Origin of the sequence: Aureimonas flava (genome assembly GCF_003583935.1) — a bacterium.
In the GTDB taxonomy this organism is placed as follows: domain Bacteria; phylum Pseudomonadota; class Alphaproteobacteria; order Rhizobiales; family Rhizobiaceae; genus Aureimonas; species Aureimonas flava.
Map to the genome: position 1 here is coordinate 567,258 of NZ_QYRN01000001.1, position 14,616 is coordinate 581,873.

Annotated in this window: 12 protein-coding genes; all 12 read left to right on the forward strand. The window is 67.1% G+C overall.

Annotation, left to right across the window (positions count from 1 at the left end):
- The first annotated feature begins 179 nt into the window (after positions 1-179).
- Entirely contained in the window at positions 180-2,255 is a 2,076-nt protein-coding gene (nuoG, locus tag D3218_RS02805; RefSeq protein ID WP_119538341.1) for an NADH-quinone oxidoreductase subunit NuoG, read from the forward strand.
- 15 nt (positions 2,256-2,270) lie between these two features.
- Positions 2,271-3,317: an NADH-quinone oxidoreductase subunit NuoH gene (gene nuoH, locus D3218_RS02810; protein ID WP_119538342.1), complete on the forward strand. Its 1,047-nt coding sequence runs from the start codon at positions 2,271-2,273 to the stop codon at positions 3,315-3,317.
- Positions 3,318-3,414: 97 nt separating this feature from the next.
- A complete protein-coding gene (gene nuoI, locus D3218_RS02815; protein WP_119538343.1) occupies positions 3,415-3,906 on the forward strand; it encodes an NADH-quinone oxidoreductase subunit NuoI in 492 nt (163 codons plus the stop codon).
- Between the two features lie 118 nt (positions 3,907-4,024).
- Positions 4,025-4,642, forward strand: coding sequence for an NADH-quinone oxidoreductase subunit J (locus tag D3218_RS02820; protein ID WP_119538344.1), 618 nt, complete (start codon positions 4,025-4,027; stop codon positions 4,640-4,642).
- A 21-nt stretch (positions 4,643-4,663) separates the two neighbouring features.
- Positions 4,664-4,972 carry an NADH-quinone oxidoreductase subunit NuoK gene (gene nuoK / locus D3218_RS02825; protein WP_119538345.1) on the forward strand — a complete coding sequence of 103 codons (309 nt, stop codon included), beginning with the start codon at positions 4,664-4,666 and terminating at the stop codon, positions 4,970-4,972.
- An 8-nt stretch (positions 4,973-4,980) separates the two neighbouring features.
- Positions 4,981-6,960: an NADH-quinone oxidoreductase subunit L gene (gene nuoL / locus D3218_RS02830; RefSeq protein WP_119538346.1), complete on the forward strand. Its 1,980-nt coding sequence runs from the start codon at positions 4,981-4,983 to the stop codon at positions 6,958-6,960.
- A complete protein-coding gene (locus tag D3218_RS02835) occupies positions 6,960-8,471 on the forward strand; it encodes an NADH-quinone oxidoreductase subunit M (protein WP_119538347.1) in 1,512 nt (503 codons plus the stop codon). The genes nuoL and D3218_RS02835 overlap by 1 nt, the downstream gene beginning before the upstream one ends.
- A gap of 20 nt (positions 8,472-8,491) precedes the next feature.
- A complete protein-coding gene (gene nuoN, locus D3218_RS02840; RefSeq protein WP_119538348.1) occupies positions 8,492-9,937 on the forward strand; it encodes an NADH-quinone oxidoreductase subunit NuoN in 1,446 nt (481 codons plus the stop codon).
- Between the two features lie 7 nt (positions 9,938-9,944).
- On the forward strand, positions 9,945-10,715 hold the full coding sequence (locus D3218_RS02845) for a biotin--[acetyl-CoA-carboxylase] ligase (RefSeq protein ID WP_119538349.1): 771 nt from the start codon (positions 9,945-9,947) through the stop codon (positions 10,713-10,715).
- A 63-nt stretch (positions 10,716-10,778) separates the two neighbouring features.
- Entirely contained in the window at positions 10,779-12,473 is a 1,695-nt protein-coding gene (locus tag D3218_RS02850; protein ID WP_119538350.1) for a ribonuclease J, read from the forward strand.
- A gap of 93 nt (positions 12,474-12,566) precedes the next feature.
- Positions 12,567-12,833, forward strand: a complete 267-nt coding sequence (locus D3218_RS02855; protein WP_119538351.1) for a DUF1467 family protein — start codon at positions 12,567-12,569, stop codon at positions 12,831-12,833.
- A gap of 397 nt (positions 12,834-13,230) precedes the next feature.
- On the forward strand, positions 13,231-14,553 hold the full coding sequence (gene proS / locus D3218_RS02860) for a proline--tRNA ligase (RefSeq protein WP_119538352.1): 1,323 nt from the start codon (positions 13,231-13,233) through the stop codon (positions 14,551-14,553).
- Positions 14,554-14,616: the final 63 nt, after the last annotated feature.

The following is a 14,616-nucleotide window of genomic DNA, read 5'->3' on the forward strand; positions in this document are numbered from 1 at the left end:
CCGCGCGGACCCCTCGAGATCGCAGGCGCCGACGAACTGCTTGAACGACTGACGGGACTTCCCCGCGAAGACCTCTCAGCCGAGACGAGTAACGTGAATTCATACCTGGCCACCGAAGCCGGTCGTCGAGAATTCGGCGACGTTCGCGCTTCGAAGGCCAAGTCCGATCGGGTCTGAGAATGGCAAAGATCAAAGTCGACGGCAACGAGATCGAGGTGCCCGACCACTACACGCTGCTGCAGGCGGCGGAGGAGGCGGGTGCCGAGATCCCTCGCTTCTGCTTCCACGAGCGCCTGTCGGTGGCCGGCAACTGCCGTATGTGCCTGATCGAGGTGAAGGGTGGCCCGCCCAAGCCCGCGGCCTCCTGCGCCATGGGCGTGCGCGACCTGCGCCCCGGCCCCAACGGCGAGGCGCCGGAGATCTTCACCAACACCCCGATGGTGAAGAAGGCCCGCGAGGGCGTCATGGAATTCCTGCTGATCAACCACCCGCTGGATTGCCCGATCTGCGATCAGGGCGGCGAGTGCGATCTGCAGGACCAGGCGATGGCCTTCGGCGTCGATTCCTCGCGCTACAAGGAAAACAAGCGCGCCGTCGAGGACAAGTATATCGGCCCGCTCGTGAAGACGATCATGACGCGCTGCATCCACTGCACGCGTTGCGTCCGCTTCACCACCGAGGTCGCCGGCATCTCCGAGCTCGGCCTCGTGGGCCGCGGCGAGGACGCCGAGATCACGACCTATCTCGAGCAGGCGATGACCTCCGAGCTCCAGGGCAACGTCATCGACCTGTGCCCCGTGGGTGCGCTGACCTCGCGGCCCTACGCCTTCCAGGCCCGCCCGTGGGAGCTGTCCAAGACCGAGTCGGTCGACGTGATGGACGCCGTGGGTTCGGCGATCCGCGTCGACACGCGCGGTCGCGAGGTGATGCGCATCCTTCCGCGCGTCAACGACCTCGTCAACGAGGAGTGGATCTCCGACAAGACGCGCTTCGTCTGGGACGGCCTGCGCACGCAGCGCCTCGACCGGCCCTACGTGCGGCGCGACGGTCGCCTCCAGCCGGCCTCCTGGCCGGAAGCCTTCGAGGCGATCCGCCAGAAGCTCGCCGGCGTCGCGGGCGAGCGCGTCGGCGCCATCGCGGGCGATCTGTCGGCGGTGGAGGACATGTGGGCCCTCAAGGGCCTGATGGCCCAGCTCGGCTCGGCGAACATCGACTGCCGGCAGGACGGGGCGAAGCTCGATCCGGCGGACGGACGAGCCTCCTACCTCTTCAACACCTCGATCGTCGGGATCGAGGAGGCGGACGCGCTCCTGATCATCGGCGCGAACCCGCGCTTCGAGGCTCCCGTCCTCAACGCCCGCATCCGCAAGCGGTGGCGCCGGGGCGACTTCCCGGTCGGCCTCGTCGGCGAGAAGGTCGATCTGCGCTACGCCGCGACCTATCTCGGCGCGGGTCCGCAGACCCTGTCGGACATGGAGAACGCCAACGGCGATTTCTTCGACGCGCTGAAGAACGCTGCCCGTCCCATGATCATCGTGGGGCAGGGCGCCATCAGCGGCGAGAACGGCGCGGATGTGCTGGCGAGCGTCGCCGCCCTGGCGCGCGAGATCGGCGCGGTGAGCGAAGGCTGGAACGGCTTCAACGTCCTCCACACGGCGGCGGGCCGCGTCGGCGGTCTCGATATCGGCTTCGTGCCGGGCGAGGGCGGCAAGACGGCGGCCGAGATGGCCGCCGGCGGCATGGACGTCCTGTTCAACCTCAGCGCCGACGAGATCGAGATCGCGCCCGGCGCCTTCGTGGTCTATGTCGGCACGCACGGCGACCGGGGCGCGCACCGCGCCGACGTCATCCTGCCGGGCGCGACCTACACCGAGAAGTCGGGTACCTGGGTCAACACGGAAGGCCGCGTCCAGACCGGCGCGCGCGCCGGCTTCCCGCCGGGCGACGCGCGCGAGGAATGGGCGATCTTCCGAGCGCTGTCGGCCGTGCTCGGCAAGGCGCTTGCGTTCGATACGCTCGGCGCCCTGCGCCGCGAGCTCGTGGCCGCCCATCCCGTGTTCTCCGGCGAGGCGCTCCAGGCGGCCGACGCGGCAGCGATCACGCATCTCGCCGATCGCGCCGGCACGCCGTCCGGCGCCGCGTTCCGCTCCGGCATCGGAGACTTCTATCTGACGAACCCCATCGCCAGGGCCTCCAAGGTCATGGCGGAATGCTCGCGCCTCGCGCAGGCCGAGCATCTCGAAGCGGCCGAGTAAGGACGGTACGAACCCATGGAGCTGTTCTCCGCCTATGTCTGGCCGGCCCTGGTGATCCTCGGCCAGAGCCTCCTGTTCCTGGTGGTCCTGCTGGTCCTGATCGCCTACATCCTGCTCGCCGACCGCAAGATCTGGGCGGCCGTGCAGATGCGGCGCGGCCCCAACGTCGTCGGGCCGTTCGGCCTGTTCCAGTCCTTCGCCGACCTTCTGAAGTTCGTGCTGAAGGAGCCCGTGGTTCCGGCCTCGTCCGACAAGGTCGTGTTCCTGCTCGCCCCGCTCGTCGCGGTGACCCTGGCGCTCGCGACCTTCGCGGTGGTGCCGGTCGGCCCCGGCTGGGTGATCGCCGACATCAACATCGGCATCCTCTACATCTTCGCGATCTCGTCGCTCGAGGTGTACGGCGTCATCATGGGCGGCTGGGCGTCCAACTCGAAGTACGCCTTCCTGGGCGCCCTGCGCTCCGCCGCGCAGATGGTGTCCTACGAGGTGTCGATCGGCTTCGTGATCGTCACCGTGCTCCTGTGCGCCGGGTCGCTGAACCTCACCGACATCGTCCTGTCGCAGGCGGATGGCGTCGGCACCATGGTCGGCCTGCCGTCGAGCTTCCTCGACTGGCACTGGCTGTCCCTGTTCCCGATGTTCGTGATCTTCTTCATCTCGGCGCTGGCCGAGACGAACCGGCCGCCGTTCGACCTGCCGGAAGCCGAGTCCGAACTCGTCGCCGGCTTCATGGTCGAGTACGGCTCCACCCCGTACATGATGTTCATGCTGGGCGAGTACGCCGCCATCACCCTGATGTGCTCGCTGATGACCATCCTGTTCCTCGGTGGATGGCTGCCGCCGTTCGGCTTCGCGCCCTTCACCTGGGTCCCGGGCGTCATCTGGTTCCTGGCCAAGGTCGCGCTCTGCTTCTTCATGTTCGCGATGGTGAAGGCCTTCGTGCCGCGCTACCGCTACGACCAGCTCATGCGCCTCGGCTGGAAGGTCTTCCTTCCGCTGTCGCTCGGCATGGTCGTGATCGTGGCGCTCGTGCTGCAGCTCACCGGCTGGGGCAACGCCTGACCGGCTGCGGAGCCCGCCGGGCCCCGCGACCGCCCTTGATTGAAACGGCGAGGCGCCGCCTCGCTCCAAGCTCCGCCTTCGGAGATCGGATCGTTCGATGAGTGCCCTTGCTCAGTCCGTAAAGTCGCTGTTCCTGATCGAGTTCGTTAAGGCGTTCCGCCTGTCGATGCGCTACTTCTTCGCGCCGAAGTCGACGGTGAACTACCCGTTCGAGAAAGGTCCGGTCAGCCCGCGCTTCCGCGGCGAACACGCGCTGCGCCGCTATCCGAACGGCGAGGAGCGTTGCATCGCCTGCAAGCTGTGCGAGGCGATCTGTCCGGCGCAGGCCATCACCATCGAGGCGGGCCCGCGCCGCAACGACGGCACGCGCCGCACCGTGCGCTACGACATCGACATGGTGAAGTGCATCTATTGCGGCTTTTGCCAGGAGGCCTGCCCGGTCGACGCGATCGTGGAGGGGCCGAACTTTGAGTTCTCGACGGAGACCCGCGAGGAGCTCTACTACGACAAGGAAAAGCTGTTGGCGAACGGCGACCGTTGGGAGCGCGAGATCGCTCGCAACATTGCGCTGGACGCACCGTACCGCTAATCCGCACACCGTGACGCCGCCCGGCGGCGCCACGCTCCGAACCGAATCTGCAGGCGGCGAACGGGCTCCACCGTTCGTCCGCCGCTTGATGCTACAGCGATTTCAGGGGGAGCCCGACATGTTGGGGCTGCAAGCCTTCTTCTTCTACGTGTTCGCCATCGTCTCCGTCGGATCGGCGATGATGGTCGTGCTCTCCCGCAATCCCGTTCACTCGGTGCTGTTCCTGATCCTGACCTTCGTGGCGGCGGCCGGGCTCTTCCTGCTGACCGGCGCGGAGTTCCTGGCCTTGATCCTGATCGTCGTCTATGTCGGCGCCGTGGCGATCCTGTTCCTGTTCGTGGTCATGATGCTGGATCTCGATTTCGGGCGCATCAAGCACGGGGCGCTTCAATATGCGCCGATCGGCGCGGTGATCGGGCTCATCCTGCTGGCGCAGCTCATCATCGCCGTCACCGGGAGCTACTACGATCCGCAGCTCAGCGCGCGGACCGTCCTGCCGACGCCGCCTCTGGAGCAGCTCTCCAACATCGAGGCGCTCGGGCACGTGATCTACACGCGCTACGTCTTCTTCTTCCAGATGGCGGGCCTCGTGCTCTTCGTCGCGATGATCGGCGCGATCGTCCTGACGCTCCGCCACAAGCCGGGCCTGAAGCGGCAGTCGATCCCCCAGCAGGTGGCGCGCAATCCGGCGACCGCGATCGAGATCCGCAAGGTCGAGAGCGGCAAGGGCATCTGAGGCAGATAGGAAACACGCACCATGGCTGTCGGCCTCGGACATTACCTCACGGTTGCCGCGATCCTCTTCGTCACGGGGGTCTTCGGCATCTTCATGAACCGCAAGAACATCATCACGATCCTGATGTCGGTTGAGCTGATCCTCCTGTCGGTGAACCTCAACCTCGTCGCCTTTTCCGCCTTCCTGAACGATCTGGCCGGGCAGGTCTTCGCCCTGTTCATCCTCACCGTCGCCGCCGCCGAGGCGGCCATCGGCCTGGCGATCCTGGTGGTCTTCTTCCGTAATCGCGGCTCCATCGCCGTCGATGACGTCAACTCGATGAAGGGCTGAGCGCGGCGATGTATACCCTGATCGTCCTTCTCCCGCTGGTCGGCTTCATCGTCGCGGGCGTGTTCGGAAACCGGATCGGCGCCAAGGCCTCCGAGTACGTCACGAGCGGTCTCCTGATCGCGGCGGCCGTCCTGTCGTGGATCGGCTTCCTGACGTTCGGCGGCGAGACGCTCCATATCCCAGTCCTGCAGTGGATGCAGGCCGGCAACCTCGACATCTCCTGGCAGCTTCGCGTCGACCGGCTGACGCTGGTCATGCTGGTGGTCGTCAACACGGTGTCGGCGCTCGTCCACGTGTACTCGATCGGGTACATGCACCACGACGACTCGCGTCCGCGATTCTTCGCCTACCTGTCGCTCTTCACCTTCGCCATGCTCACGCTGGTGACGGCGGACAACCTGGTCCAGATGTTCTTCGGCTGGGAAGGGGTCGGCCTCGCCTCCTACCTGCTGATCGGCTTCTGGTACCAGAAGCCCTCGGCCAACGCGGCTGCGATGAAGGCCTTCGTGGTCAACCGCGTCGGCGACTTCGGCTTCCTGCTCGGCATCTTCGGCCTGTTCGTCGTGTTCGGCTCGGCCAACCTCGACACGATCTTCGCCGGCGCCGGCCAGATGGTCGGCACGATCTATCCGGAAGGTGGGGGGGAGGCCGCTGCCGCCGCCGCGCCGATCCTCAACTTCGCCGGCTACTCGCTCTCGGCGGGCGGCGCGATGACCGCGATCTGCCTGCTGCTCTTCATGGGCGCGATGGGCAAGTCGGCGCAGATCGGCCTCCACACCTGGCTGCCGGACGCGATGGAAGGCCCGACCCCGGTGTCGGCGCTGATCCACGCGGCGACCATGGTGACTGCCGGCGTCTTCATGCTGGCGCGTCTGTCGCCGGTGTTCGAGCTCAGCCACTCGGCGCTGACCTTCGTCACCTTCATCGGCGCCACCACGGCCTTCTTCGCGGCCACGATCGGCCTCGTGCAGAACGACATCAAGCGCGTCATCGCCTATTCGACCTGCTCGCAGCTCGGCTACATGTTCGTGGCGCTCGGCGTCGGCGCCTATGGCGCTGCGGTGTTCCACCTGTTCACGCACGCCTTCTTCAAGGCGCTGCTGTTCCTAGGCGCCGGCTCGGTGATCCACGCCGTAGACGGCGAGCAGGACATGCGCCACATGGGCGGTCTGCGTAAGCACATCCCGATCACCTACTGGACCATGATGATCGGCACGCTGGCGCTGACGGGCTTCCCGTTCACGGCGGGCTACTATTCCAAGGACGCGATCATCGAGAGCGCCTTCGCCGGCGAGAACGCCTTCGCGATGTACGGCTACATCATGACGGTGGTCGCCGCCGCGCTGACGAGCTTCTACTCCTGGCGTCTGGTGTTCCTGACCTTCCACGGCAAGCCGCGCGCGAGCCACGAGGTCATGCACCACGTGCACGAGTCTCCGCCGGTCATGACCACGCCGCTCTTCGTCCTGTCGGCGGGCGCGCTGCTGGCGGGCATCGTGTTCTACCCGTTCTTCCTCGGCGGCGGCTACGAGACGTTCTGGCACACGGCGCTCTTCGCCGGACCGGAGAACCACATCATCCACGAGTACCACCACGTGCCGGCGCTCGTGGTCTACTCGCCGACGATCGCCATGATCCTCGGCTTCCTGATCGCCTACGTCTTCTACATCCGCCAGCCGCAGCGTCCGGCCCAGATGGCCGCCCGCAACCCCGGCCTGTACCAGTTCCTCCTGAACAAGTGGTACTTCGACGAGCTCTACGACTTCCTGTTCGTGCGCTCGGCCAAGTGGCTCGGCCGCTTCCTGTGGAAGAAGGGCGACGTCGCCGTGATCGACCGCCTCGGACCCGACGGCATCTCGGCCCGCGCGCTGGACGTGACCGGATGGGTGGTCCGTCTCCAGACGGGGTACCTCTACCACTACGCCTTCGTCATGCTGATCGGCGTCGCCGCGCTGGTCACCTTCATGATGTTCTGGGGAATGCGCTGATGTCCGGCTGGCCGATCCTATCGACCGTCACCTTCGCGCCGCTGGTCGGCGTGCTCATCATCCTGTTCACGCGGGACGATTCCGAGCTGGCGCGCCGCAACATCCGCATCGTCGCGCTGCTGGTCACGATCTTCACCTTCCTCCTCTCGCTGTTCATCTGGATCGGGTTCGACAAGTCGGCGGCGGGCTTCCAGATGGTCGAGGAGGCCGAGTGGCTGTCGGGCGGCATCGCCTACCGGATGGGCGTCGACGGCATTTCGATGCTGTTCGTCATCCTCACCACGTTCCTGATGCCGATCTGCATCCTCGCCAGCCGCGACTCCATCACGGTGCGGGTGAAGGAGTACATGATCGCCTTCCTGGTGCTGGAGACGCTGGTGGTCGGCGTGTTCTGCGCGCTGGACATCGTGCTCTTCTACCTCTTCTTCGAGGGCTCGCTGATCCCGATGTTCCTGATCATCGGCGTCTGGGGCGGCAAGCGGCGCGTCTACGCGTCCTACAAGTTCTTCCTCTACACCTTCCTCGGCTCGGTCCTGATGCTGGTCGCCATCATGGCGATGTACTGGACCGCCGGCACGACCTCGATCCCCGAGCTCCTCGCCTACAACTTCCCGGCCCAGATGCAGACCTGGCTGTGGATCGCCTTCTTCGCGTCCTTCGCGGTGAAGATGCCGATGTGGCCGGTCCATACCTGGCTGCCGGACGCGCACGTCGAGGCGCCCACGGCCGGATCGGTGATCCTGGCGGGCATCCTACTGAAGCTCGGCGGCTACGGCTTCCTGCGCTTCTCGCTGCCGATGTTCCCGCTGGCCTCGGCGGACTTCGCGCCCTTCGTCTTCGTGCTCTCGGTGGTGGCGATCATCTACACCTCGCTGGTCGCACTGATGCAGGAGGACATCAAGAAGCTGATCGCCTATTCGTCGGTCGCGCACATGGGCTTCGTCACCATGGGCATCTTCGCGGCCAACGAGCAGGGCGTGCAGGGCGCGATCTTCCAGATGCTCAGCCACGGGCTGATCTCGGGCGCGCTGTTCCTGTGCGTCGGCGTCGTCTACGACCGCATGCACACCCGCGACATCGCCGCCTACGGCGGCCTGGTGAACCGCATGCCCGCCTACGCGGCGATGATGCTGCTGTTCACCATGGGTAACGTCGGCCTGCCGGGCACCTCCGGCTTCGTGGGCGAGTTCATGACGCTGATGGGCGTGTTCCGGGTGAACTCCTGGGTCGCCATCTTCGCCGCCACCGGCGTGATCCTGTCGGCAGCCTACGCGCTGTGGCTCTTCCGCCGCGTCATCCTCGGCCCGCTCGTCAAGGACAGCCTCAAGGCGATCCTCGACCTGACGCCGCGCGAGAAGGTGCTCCTCTATCCCCTGGCGGTGCTGACGGTCTTCTTCGGCGTCTATCCGATGCCGGTCTTCAACGTGACGACGGCCTCCGTGGACCAGCTCCTGTCGAGCTACACGGCGGCCATCGAGGCGGCGTCCAGCGTCGCGTCGATCCAGAACTAAAGAACGGGCAGGGCGAACCGATGTTTTCGCAATTCGTGGCGCAAAGCCTTCCCATCGTCGGACCGGAGCTGATCCTCGCGGTCGGCGCGATGGCGCTCCTGATGATCGGAACGTTCCTCGGCGAGAAGAGCGCCGGCCTCGTCACGTCGCTGACGGTGGGAACGCTGCTCTTCGCGCTGGTCTGGCTCCTGTTCGCGACCCCGGCCGGGGTGGCCTTCGGCGGCTCGATCATCCTCGATCCGTTCGCGCGCTTCATGAAGGCGCTGGTGCTGATCGCGGCGGCCGCCGCCGTGCTGATGTCCACCGGCTACGCCCAGCGCGAGCGCTTCGCCAGCTTCGAGCTGCCGGTGCTGATCGTGCTCTGCACCACGGGCATGCTGGTGATGGTCTCGGCGGGCGATCTCATCGCCCTCTATCTCGGCCTCGAGCTCCAGTCGCTGGCGATCTACGTGATCGCCGCCATCCACCGCGACCACGTGAAGTCCACGGAGGCCGGCCTCAAGTACTTCGTGCTCGGCGCGCTGTCCTCCGGCATGCTGCTCTACGGCGCTTCGCTGGTCTACGGCTTCACCGGCCAGATCGAGTTCAGCGCCATCGCCACGGCGGTTGCCGTGGACGGCGCCCGCTCGCTCGGCCTGATCGTCGGCCTCGTGTTCGTGCTGGCGGGTCTCGCCTTCAAGATCTCGGCCGTGCCGTTCCACATGTGGACGCCGGACGTCTACGAGGGGGCCCCGACGCCGGTCACGGCGCTTCTCGCGGGTGCGCCGAAGGTCGCCGCCGTGGCGCTCCTGACGCGCTTCACCGTCCAGAGCTTCGGCCCGATGACGCCGGACTGGCAGCAGGTCGTGGTGTTCCTGTCGATCGCCTCCATGCTCTTCGGCGCCTTCGCCGCGATCGGCCAGCGCAACATCAAGCGCCTGATGGCCTATTCCTCGATCGGCCACATGGGCTACGTGCTGGTCGGCCTCGCCGCCGGCACCGAGGCGGGCGTGCAGGGCGTCCTGATCTACATGGCGACCTACGTCACCATGACGCTCGGCACCTTTGCGCTGATCCTCTCCATGCGCCGTCGCGACGGCATGGTGGAGGATGTCTACGAGCTGGCCGGCCTCTCGCGCACCAACCCGATCATGGCTCTCGCCATGACGGTGCTGATCCTGTCGCTGGCGGGCCTGCCGCCGCTTCTCGGCTTCTGGGGCAAGTACTACGTGTTCATCGCGGCGGTGGGTGCCGGTCTCGTGCCGCTCGCCGTGATCGGCGTGGTCGCCTCGACGATCGGCCTGTTCTACTACCTGCGCGTGGTCAAGGTCATGTGGTTCGACGAGCCGGCGGCCGGCTTCGAGCCGATGAGCACCGAACTCAAGCTCGTGGCGGGCGCGGCGACGCTCTTCATCTTCCCGGCCTACATCGTCCTGGCCGGGCCGCTCTTCGCCGCCGCGGCGGCGGCCGCCCACACGTTCTTCTGATCGGGGAATGACGAGACCGGCCGCCGGGGCGAGACGGCATCTGGCGCTGGACGAGGTCGGCTCGACCAACGCCGTGGCGCTGGAAGCGGCGCGGGCCGGAGATCCCGGCCGCCTCTGGATCACCGCGGGCCGCCAGACGGCGGGACGCGGCCGTCGCGGCCGGTCCTGGCTGTCGGAGCGCGGCAACCTCTACGCGACCCTTCTCCTGGTCGATCCCGCGCCGGACCGGCACGTGGTCGATCTGCCGCTCGTGGTGGCCCTCGGCGTGCGCAACGGGCTGGCGGAGCTCTCGGGCCTCGAGCCCGGCCTCGTGCGCATCAAGTGGCCGAACGATATCCTGATCGCCGGCGCCAAGGCGGTCGGCATCCTGCTCGAGAGCGAGAAGGGCCGGGACGGCCGCCGGGCGGTGGCCATCGGCTGCGGGGTCAATGTCGAGAGCGGCGCGACCGAGACGCCCTACGCCGTCACCAGCCTGCGCGAGGCCGGGTACACGGGAACGCTCGCCACGGTGTTCGACCATCTTGCCGCGGGCGTCGATGAGGCACTGGAATTGTGGGATGCGGGTCGCCAGTTTGAGCGGGTCCGTTCGGAATGGCTGCGCCATTCCGTCGGCCGTGGCGAGGGGTGCCGCGTCAACCTGCCGGATGGGACCTCGGTGGAGGGGACCTTCGTGGATCTCGACCAGGACGGTCGGCTCGTCCTCGACGAGGGGCGGGGCCAGCGCCGTCACTTCTCGGCGGGCGACCTGTTCTTCCTGCGCGGCTCGACGGGCGCTTGAGCACGGCTCGCGCCGATACCGAATTCCGGGTGCTCCCCGGCTCTTGAACGACAAGACGACTGCATGCCTCCGCATGCCAGAAACGAAAGAACGACCACTTTGAACGAGCTTGTATTCGTGCCGCTCGGCGGCATCGGCGAAATCGGAATGAACTTCGGCCTCTACGGCTTCGGCCCGCCGGGCCAGCGGGAATGGATCGCGGTGGATTGCGGCGTGTCCTTCGCCGGCCCCGAGTTTCCGGGCATCGACCTCGTGATGCCCGACCTGTCCTTCATCGAGGCCCGCCTCGACCGGCTGAAGGCGATCATCATCACCCATGCCCACGAGGACCACTACGGCGCCGTGCTGACGCTGTGGCCGCGCCTCAAGGCCCCCGTCTACGCGACGCCCTTCACGGCGGCGCTGCTCCAGGCCAAGCGCGAGAGCGAGCCGGGCGCGCCCAAGGTGCCGGTCCAGATCTTCCGCGCCGGCGACCGGTTCGACATCGGACCGTTCTCGATCGAGGCGATCAACGTCACCCACTCGATCCCCGAGCCCGTAGCGCTGGCGATCCGCACCTCGGCCGGCACGGTGGTCCACACCGGCGACTGGAAGATCGACGCGACGCCCGCCCTTGGCGCGCCGACCGACGAGGCGCGCCTGCGCCAGATCGGCGACGAGGGGGTGCTGGCGCTCGTGTGCGACTCCACCAACGCCATGCGCGAGGGCGTCTCGCCCAGCGAGCAGGACGTGACGCAGTCGCTGTCGCAGATCATCTGCGAGGCCAAGGGGCGGGTGGCCATCACCACCTTCTCCTCCAATGTCGGGCGCGTGCGCTCGATCGCCAAGGCGGCGGCCGATGCCGACCGCCAGGTCCTGCTTCTCGGGCGCTCCATGAAGCGCGTCGCCGACGTGGCGGAGGAACTCGGCTACCTCGAGGGTATCGCGCCGTTCGTCAGCGAGCAGGACTTCGGCTACCTGCCGGGCGACAAGGCGGTGATCGTGCTGACCGGAAGCCAGGGGGAGCCGCGCGCGGCGCTGTCCAAGCTGGCGCGCGACGAGCACCCGACGGTGGCCCTCTCGCGCGGCGATACGGTGATCTTCTCGTCGCGCTCGATTCCGGGCAACGAGAAGGCGATCCTCGACATCAAGAACGCGCTGATCGAGCGGGGCGTGCGGGTGATCGAGGATCACGACCAGCTCGTTCACGTGTCCGGCCATCCCCGGCGGAGCGAGCTGCGGCAGATGTACGAGTGGGTGCGCCCCAAGATCGCGGTTCCCGCGCACGGCGAGGCGGCCCACCTGATGGCCCATGCAGGGCTCGCCCGCGAGCTCGGGGTGCCGGAGGTCGTCACCATCCGCAACGGCAAGATGGTGCGCCTCGCGCCCGGCGCCGCGAGCGTGATCGAGGAGGTGCCGTTCGGCCGCATCTACAAGGACGGGCATCTCGTCGGCACCGCCGAGCAGATGGGCATCGGCGAGCGCCGCCGCCTGTCCTTCGCCGGCCACGTCTCGGTGCTGGTGGAGCTCGACGAGAAGCTGGAGCTCGACATCGACCCCGAGGTGGTGGCCATGGGCCTGCCCGAGAAGGACGACGAGGGCGAGGAGTTCGTGGACGTCCTGATGGAAGCGGCGGCAGGCGCGGTGGAGAGCATTCCGCGTGGCCGGCGCAAGGATCTCGAGCTCGTCCGCGAGGCCGTACGCCGCGCCGTTCGGGGCGAGGCCTACGACATCTGGGGCAAGAAGCCCGCCGTGACGGTGTTCGTCGTTCGCGGCTGACCCGCCGCCTCGCTCGCGCCGCATGGCGGGTCCAGGAGTTCCGGCACGATGGCCGGGCTCCTGGCCCGCACCCCGCAACCGGGAGGACCACGAATGGGCATTCTCACCGCCGTGGCGATCTATTTCGTGATCTGGTGGACGGTTCTCTTCGTCGTCCTGCCGATCCGCATGCGCTCGCAGGCGGACGAGGGCGAGATCGTGCTGGGCACCACGCACAGCGCACCCGCCCGCTTCAGCCTCGGCAAGGTCGCCCTCTACAACACGCTGGTGTCGACCGCCGTCTTCGCCGTGTTCTATCTCGTGACGGAGGTCTGGGGCATCGGTCCGGGCTCGTTCCCGCACATCGTTCCGGGCACCTGAGCCGCCAAGCGATGCACAAAAAAAATGCGAAGCTCGCGCTTCGCATTTTTAGGTGCTTGATCCGGGTTTCGCTCCGATGACACGACCGGGGCAGCGCATGGCGCGCCGGAAACCACGTCCTCCCATGACTGGACCGAGCGAGTCGCGCCGTTGAGGCGCTTGTCTTGACGGGACGTATCTAGGCCCGAAACCGTCCGGCTGTCGACTCGAATCATGCGCTTTGTGACATTTTTTCGTCATGGTGCATGAATGTTGGGCAGCCGTTCGTCTGCATCAGCTTGCATCAAGCCTGCGTGCGCTCGGCGGCGGCCCGCCCGCTCGCTTCCCAACACCGGAACGAATGGTTAAGAGCTTCGGGACTCACGTCCACACGCCCGAACGCGAACGCAAGGTTCCCATGCGCCTGTCCCGCTACTTCCTGCCGATCCTGAAGGAGACCCCCAAGGAAGCCGAGATCGTGTCGCATCGCCTGATGTTGCGCGCCGGCATGATCCGCCAGCAGGCGGCTGGGCTCTATTCGTTCCTGCCGCTCGGCAAGCGCGTCCTCGACAAGGTGACGAAGATCATCCGCGAGGAGCAGGACCGCTCCGGCGCGATCGAGCTTCTGATGCCGACCATCCAGTCCGCCGACCTGTGGCGCGAGAGCGGCCGCTACGACGACTACGGCAAGGAGATGCTGCGGATCCAGGACCGGCACGAGCGCGACCTCCTGTTCGGCCCCACCAACGAGGAGATGGTCACCGACATCTTCCGGTCCTACGTGCGCTCCTACAAGGACCTGCCGCTGAACCTCTACCACATCCAGTGGAAGTTCCGCGACGAGGTGCGTCCGCGCTTCGGCGTGATGCGCTCGCGCGAGTTCCTGATGAAGGACGCCTATTCCTTCGACATCGACTACGAGGCGTCCAAGACCGCCTACGACCGCATGTTCGTCGCCTATCTGCGGACCTTCGCCCGGATGGGCCTGAAGGCGATCCCGATGCGCGCCGACACCGGGCCGATCGGGGGCGAGCTGAGCCACGAGTTCATCATCCTCGCGTCAACGGGCGAGAGCGAGGTGTTCTGCCATCGAGACTACCTCGACATGAAGGTGCCGGGCGAGGGGGTCGACTTCTCCGACGCCGGCGCCCTCGCCTCGATCGTGGAGACCTGGACGATGCCCTACGCCGCCACGGAGGAGATGCACGACGAGGCGGCCTGGAACGCCGTGCCGGACGCCGAGCGGCTCGCCGCGCGCGGCATCGAGGTCGGGCACATCTTCCATTTCGGCACCAAGTATTCCGAGCCGATGGGCGCGACCGTGACGGGGCCGGACGGCAAGGAAGTCCCCGTGCAGATGGGCTCCTACGGCATCGGCCCGAGCCGGCTCATCGCCGCGATCATCGAGGCGAGCCACGACGACAACGGCATCATCTGGCCGAAGGGCGTCGCGCCGTTCGACGTCGGCCTCGTCAACATGAAGCCGGGCGACGCGGACTGCGACGCCGTGTGCGACCGCCTCTATGCCGAGCTTCAGGCGGTGGGCCATGACGTGCTCTACGACGACGAGGACACGCGTGCCGGCGCCAAGTTCGCCACCATGGACCTGATCGGCCTGCCGGTGCAGGTCATCGTCGGCCCGCGCGGCGCCAAGGCCGGCGAGGTCGAGATCAAGGACCGCGCCACCGGCGCGCGCGAGACGCTGCCCGTCGGCGACCTCATGGCCCGACTGTCCGCGTGACCGGGACGGAGACCCTGGAAGCGGCCGTCCACGGCGCGGAAGGGGCGGGCGGCACCCGCCCGT

Bases quoted from the DNA above. Each gene is read 5' to 3' on its own strand.
- nuoK (WP_119538345.1), top strand. From the start codon at position 4,664: ATGGCTGTCGGCCTCGGACATTACCTCACGGTTGCCGCGATCCTCTTC.
- D3218_RS02845 (WP_119538349.1), top strand. From the start codon at position 9,945: ATGACGAGACCGGCCGCCGGGGCGAGACGGCATCTGGCGCTGGACGAG.
- proS (WP_119538352.1), top strand. From the start codon at position 13,231: ATGCGCCTGTCCCGCTACTTCCTGCCGATCCTGAAGGAGACCCCCAAG.
- D3218_RS02855 (WP_119538351.1), top strand. From the start codon at position 12,567: ATGGGCATTCTCACCGCCGTGGCGATCTATTTCGTGATCTGGTGGACG.
- D3218_RS02835 (WP_119538347.1), top strand. From the start codon at position 6,960: ATGTCCGGCTGGCCGATCCTATCGACCGTCACCTTCGCGCCGCTGGTC.
- nuoG (WP_119538341.1), top strand. From the start codon at position 180: ATGGCAAAGATCAAAGTCGACGGCAACGAGATCGAGGTGCCCGACCAC.
- nuoL (WP_119538346.1), top strand. From the start codon at position 4,981: ATGTATACCCTGATCGTCCTTCTCCCGCTGGTCGGCTTCATCGTCGCG.
- nuoH (WP_119538342.1), top strand. From the start codon at position 2,271: ATGGAGCTGTTCTCCGCCTATGTCTGGCCGGCCCTGGTGATCCTCGGC.
- D3218_RS02850 (WP_119538350.1), top strand. From the start codon at position 10,779: ATGCCTCCGCATGCCAGAAACGAAAGAACGACCACTTTGAACGAGCTT.
- nuoI (WP_119538343.1), top strand. From the start codon at position 3,415: ATGAGTGCCCTTGCTCAGTCCGTAAAGTCGCTGTTCCTGATCGAGTTC.
- D3218_RS02820 (WP_119538344.1), top strand. From the start codon at position 4,025: ATGTTGGGGCTGCAAGCCTTCTTCTTCTACGTGTTCGCCATCGTCTCC.
- nuoN (WP_119538348.1), top strand. From the start codon at position 8,492: ATGTTTTCGCAATTCGTGGCGCAAAGCCTTCCCATCGTCGGACCGGAG.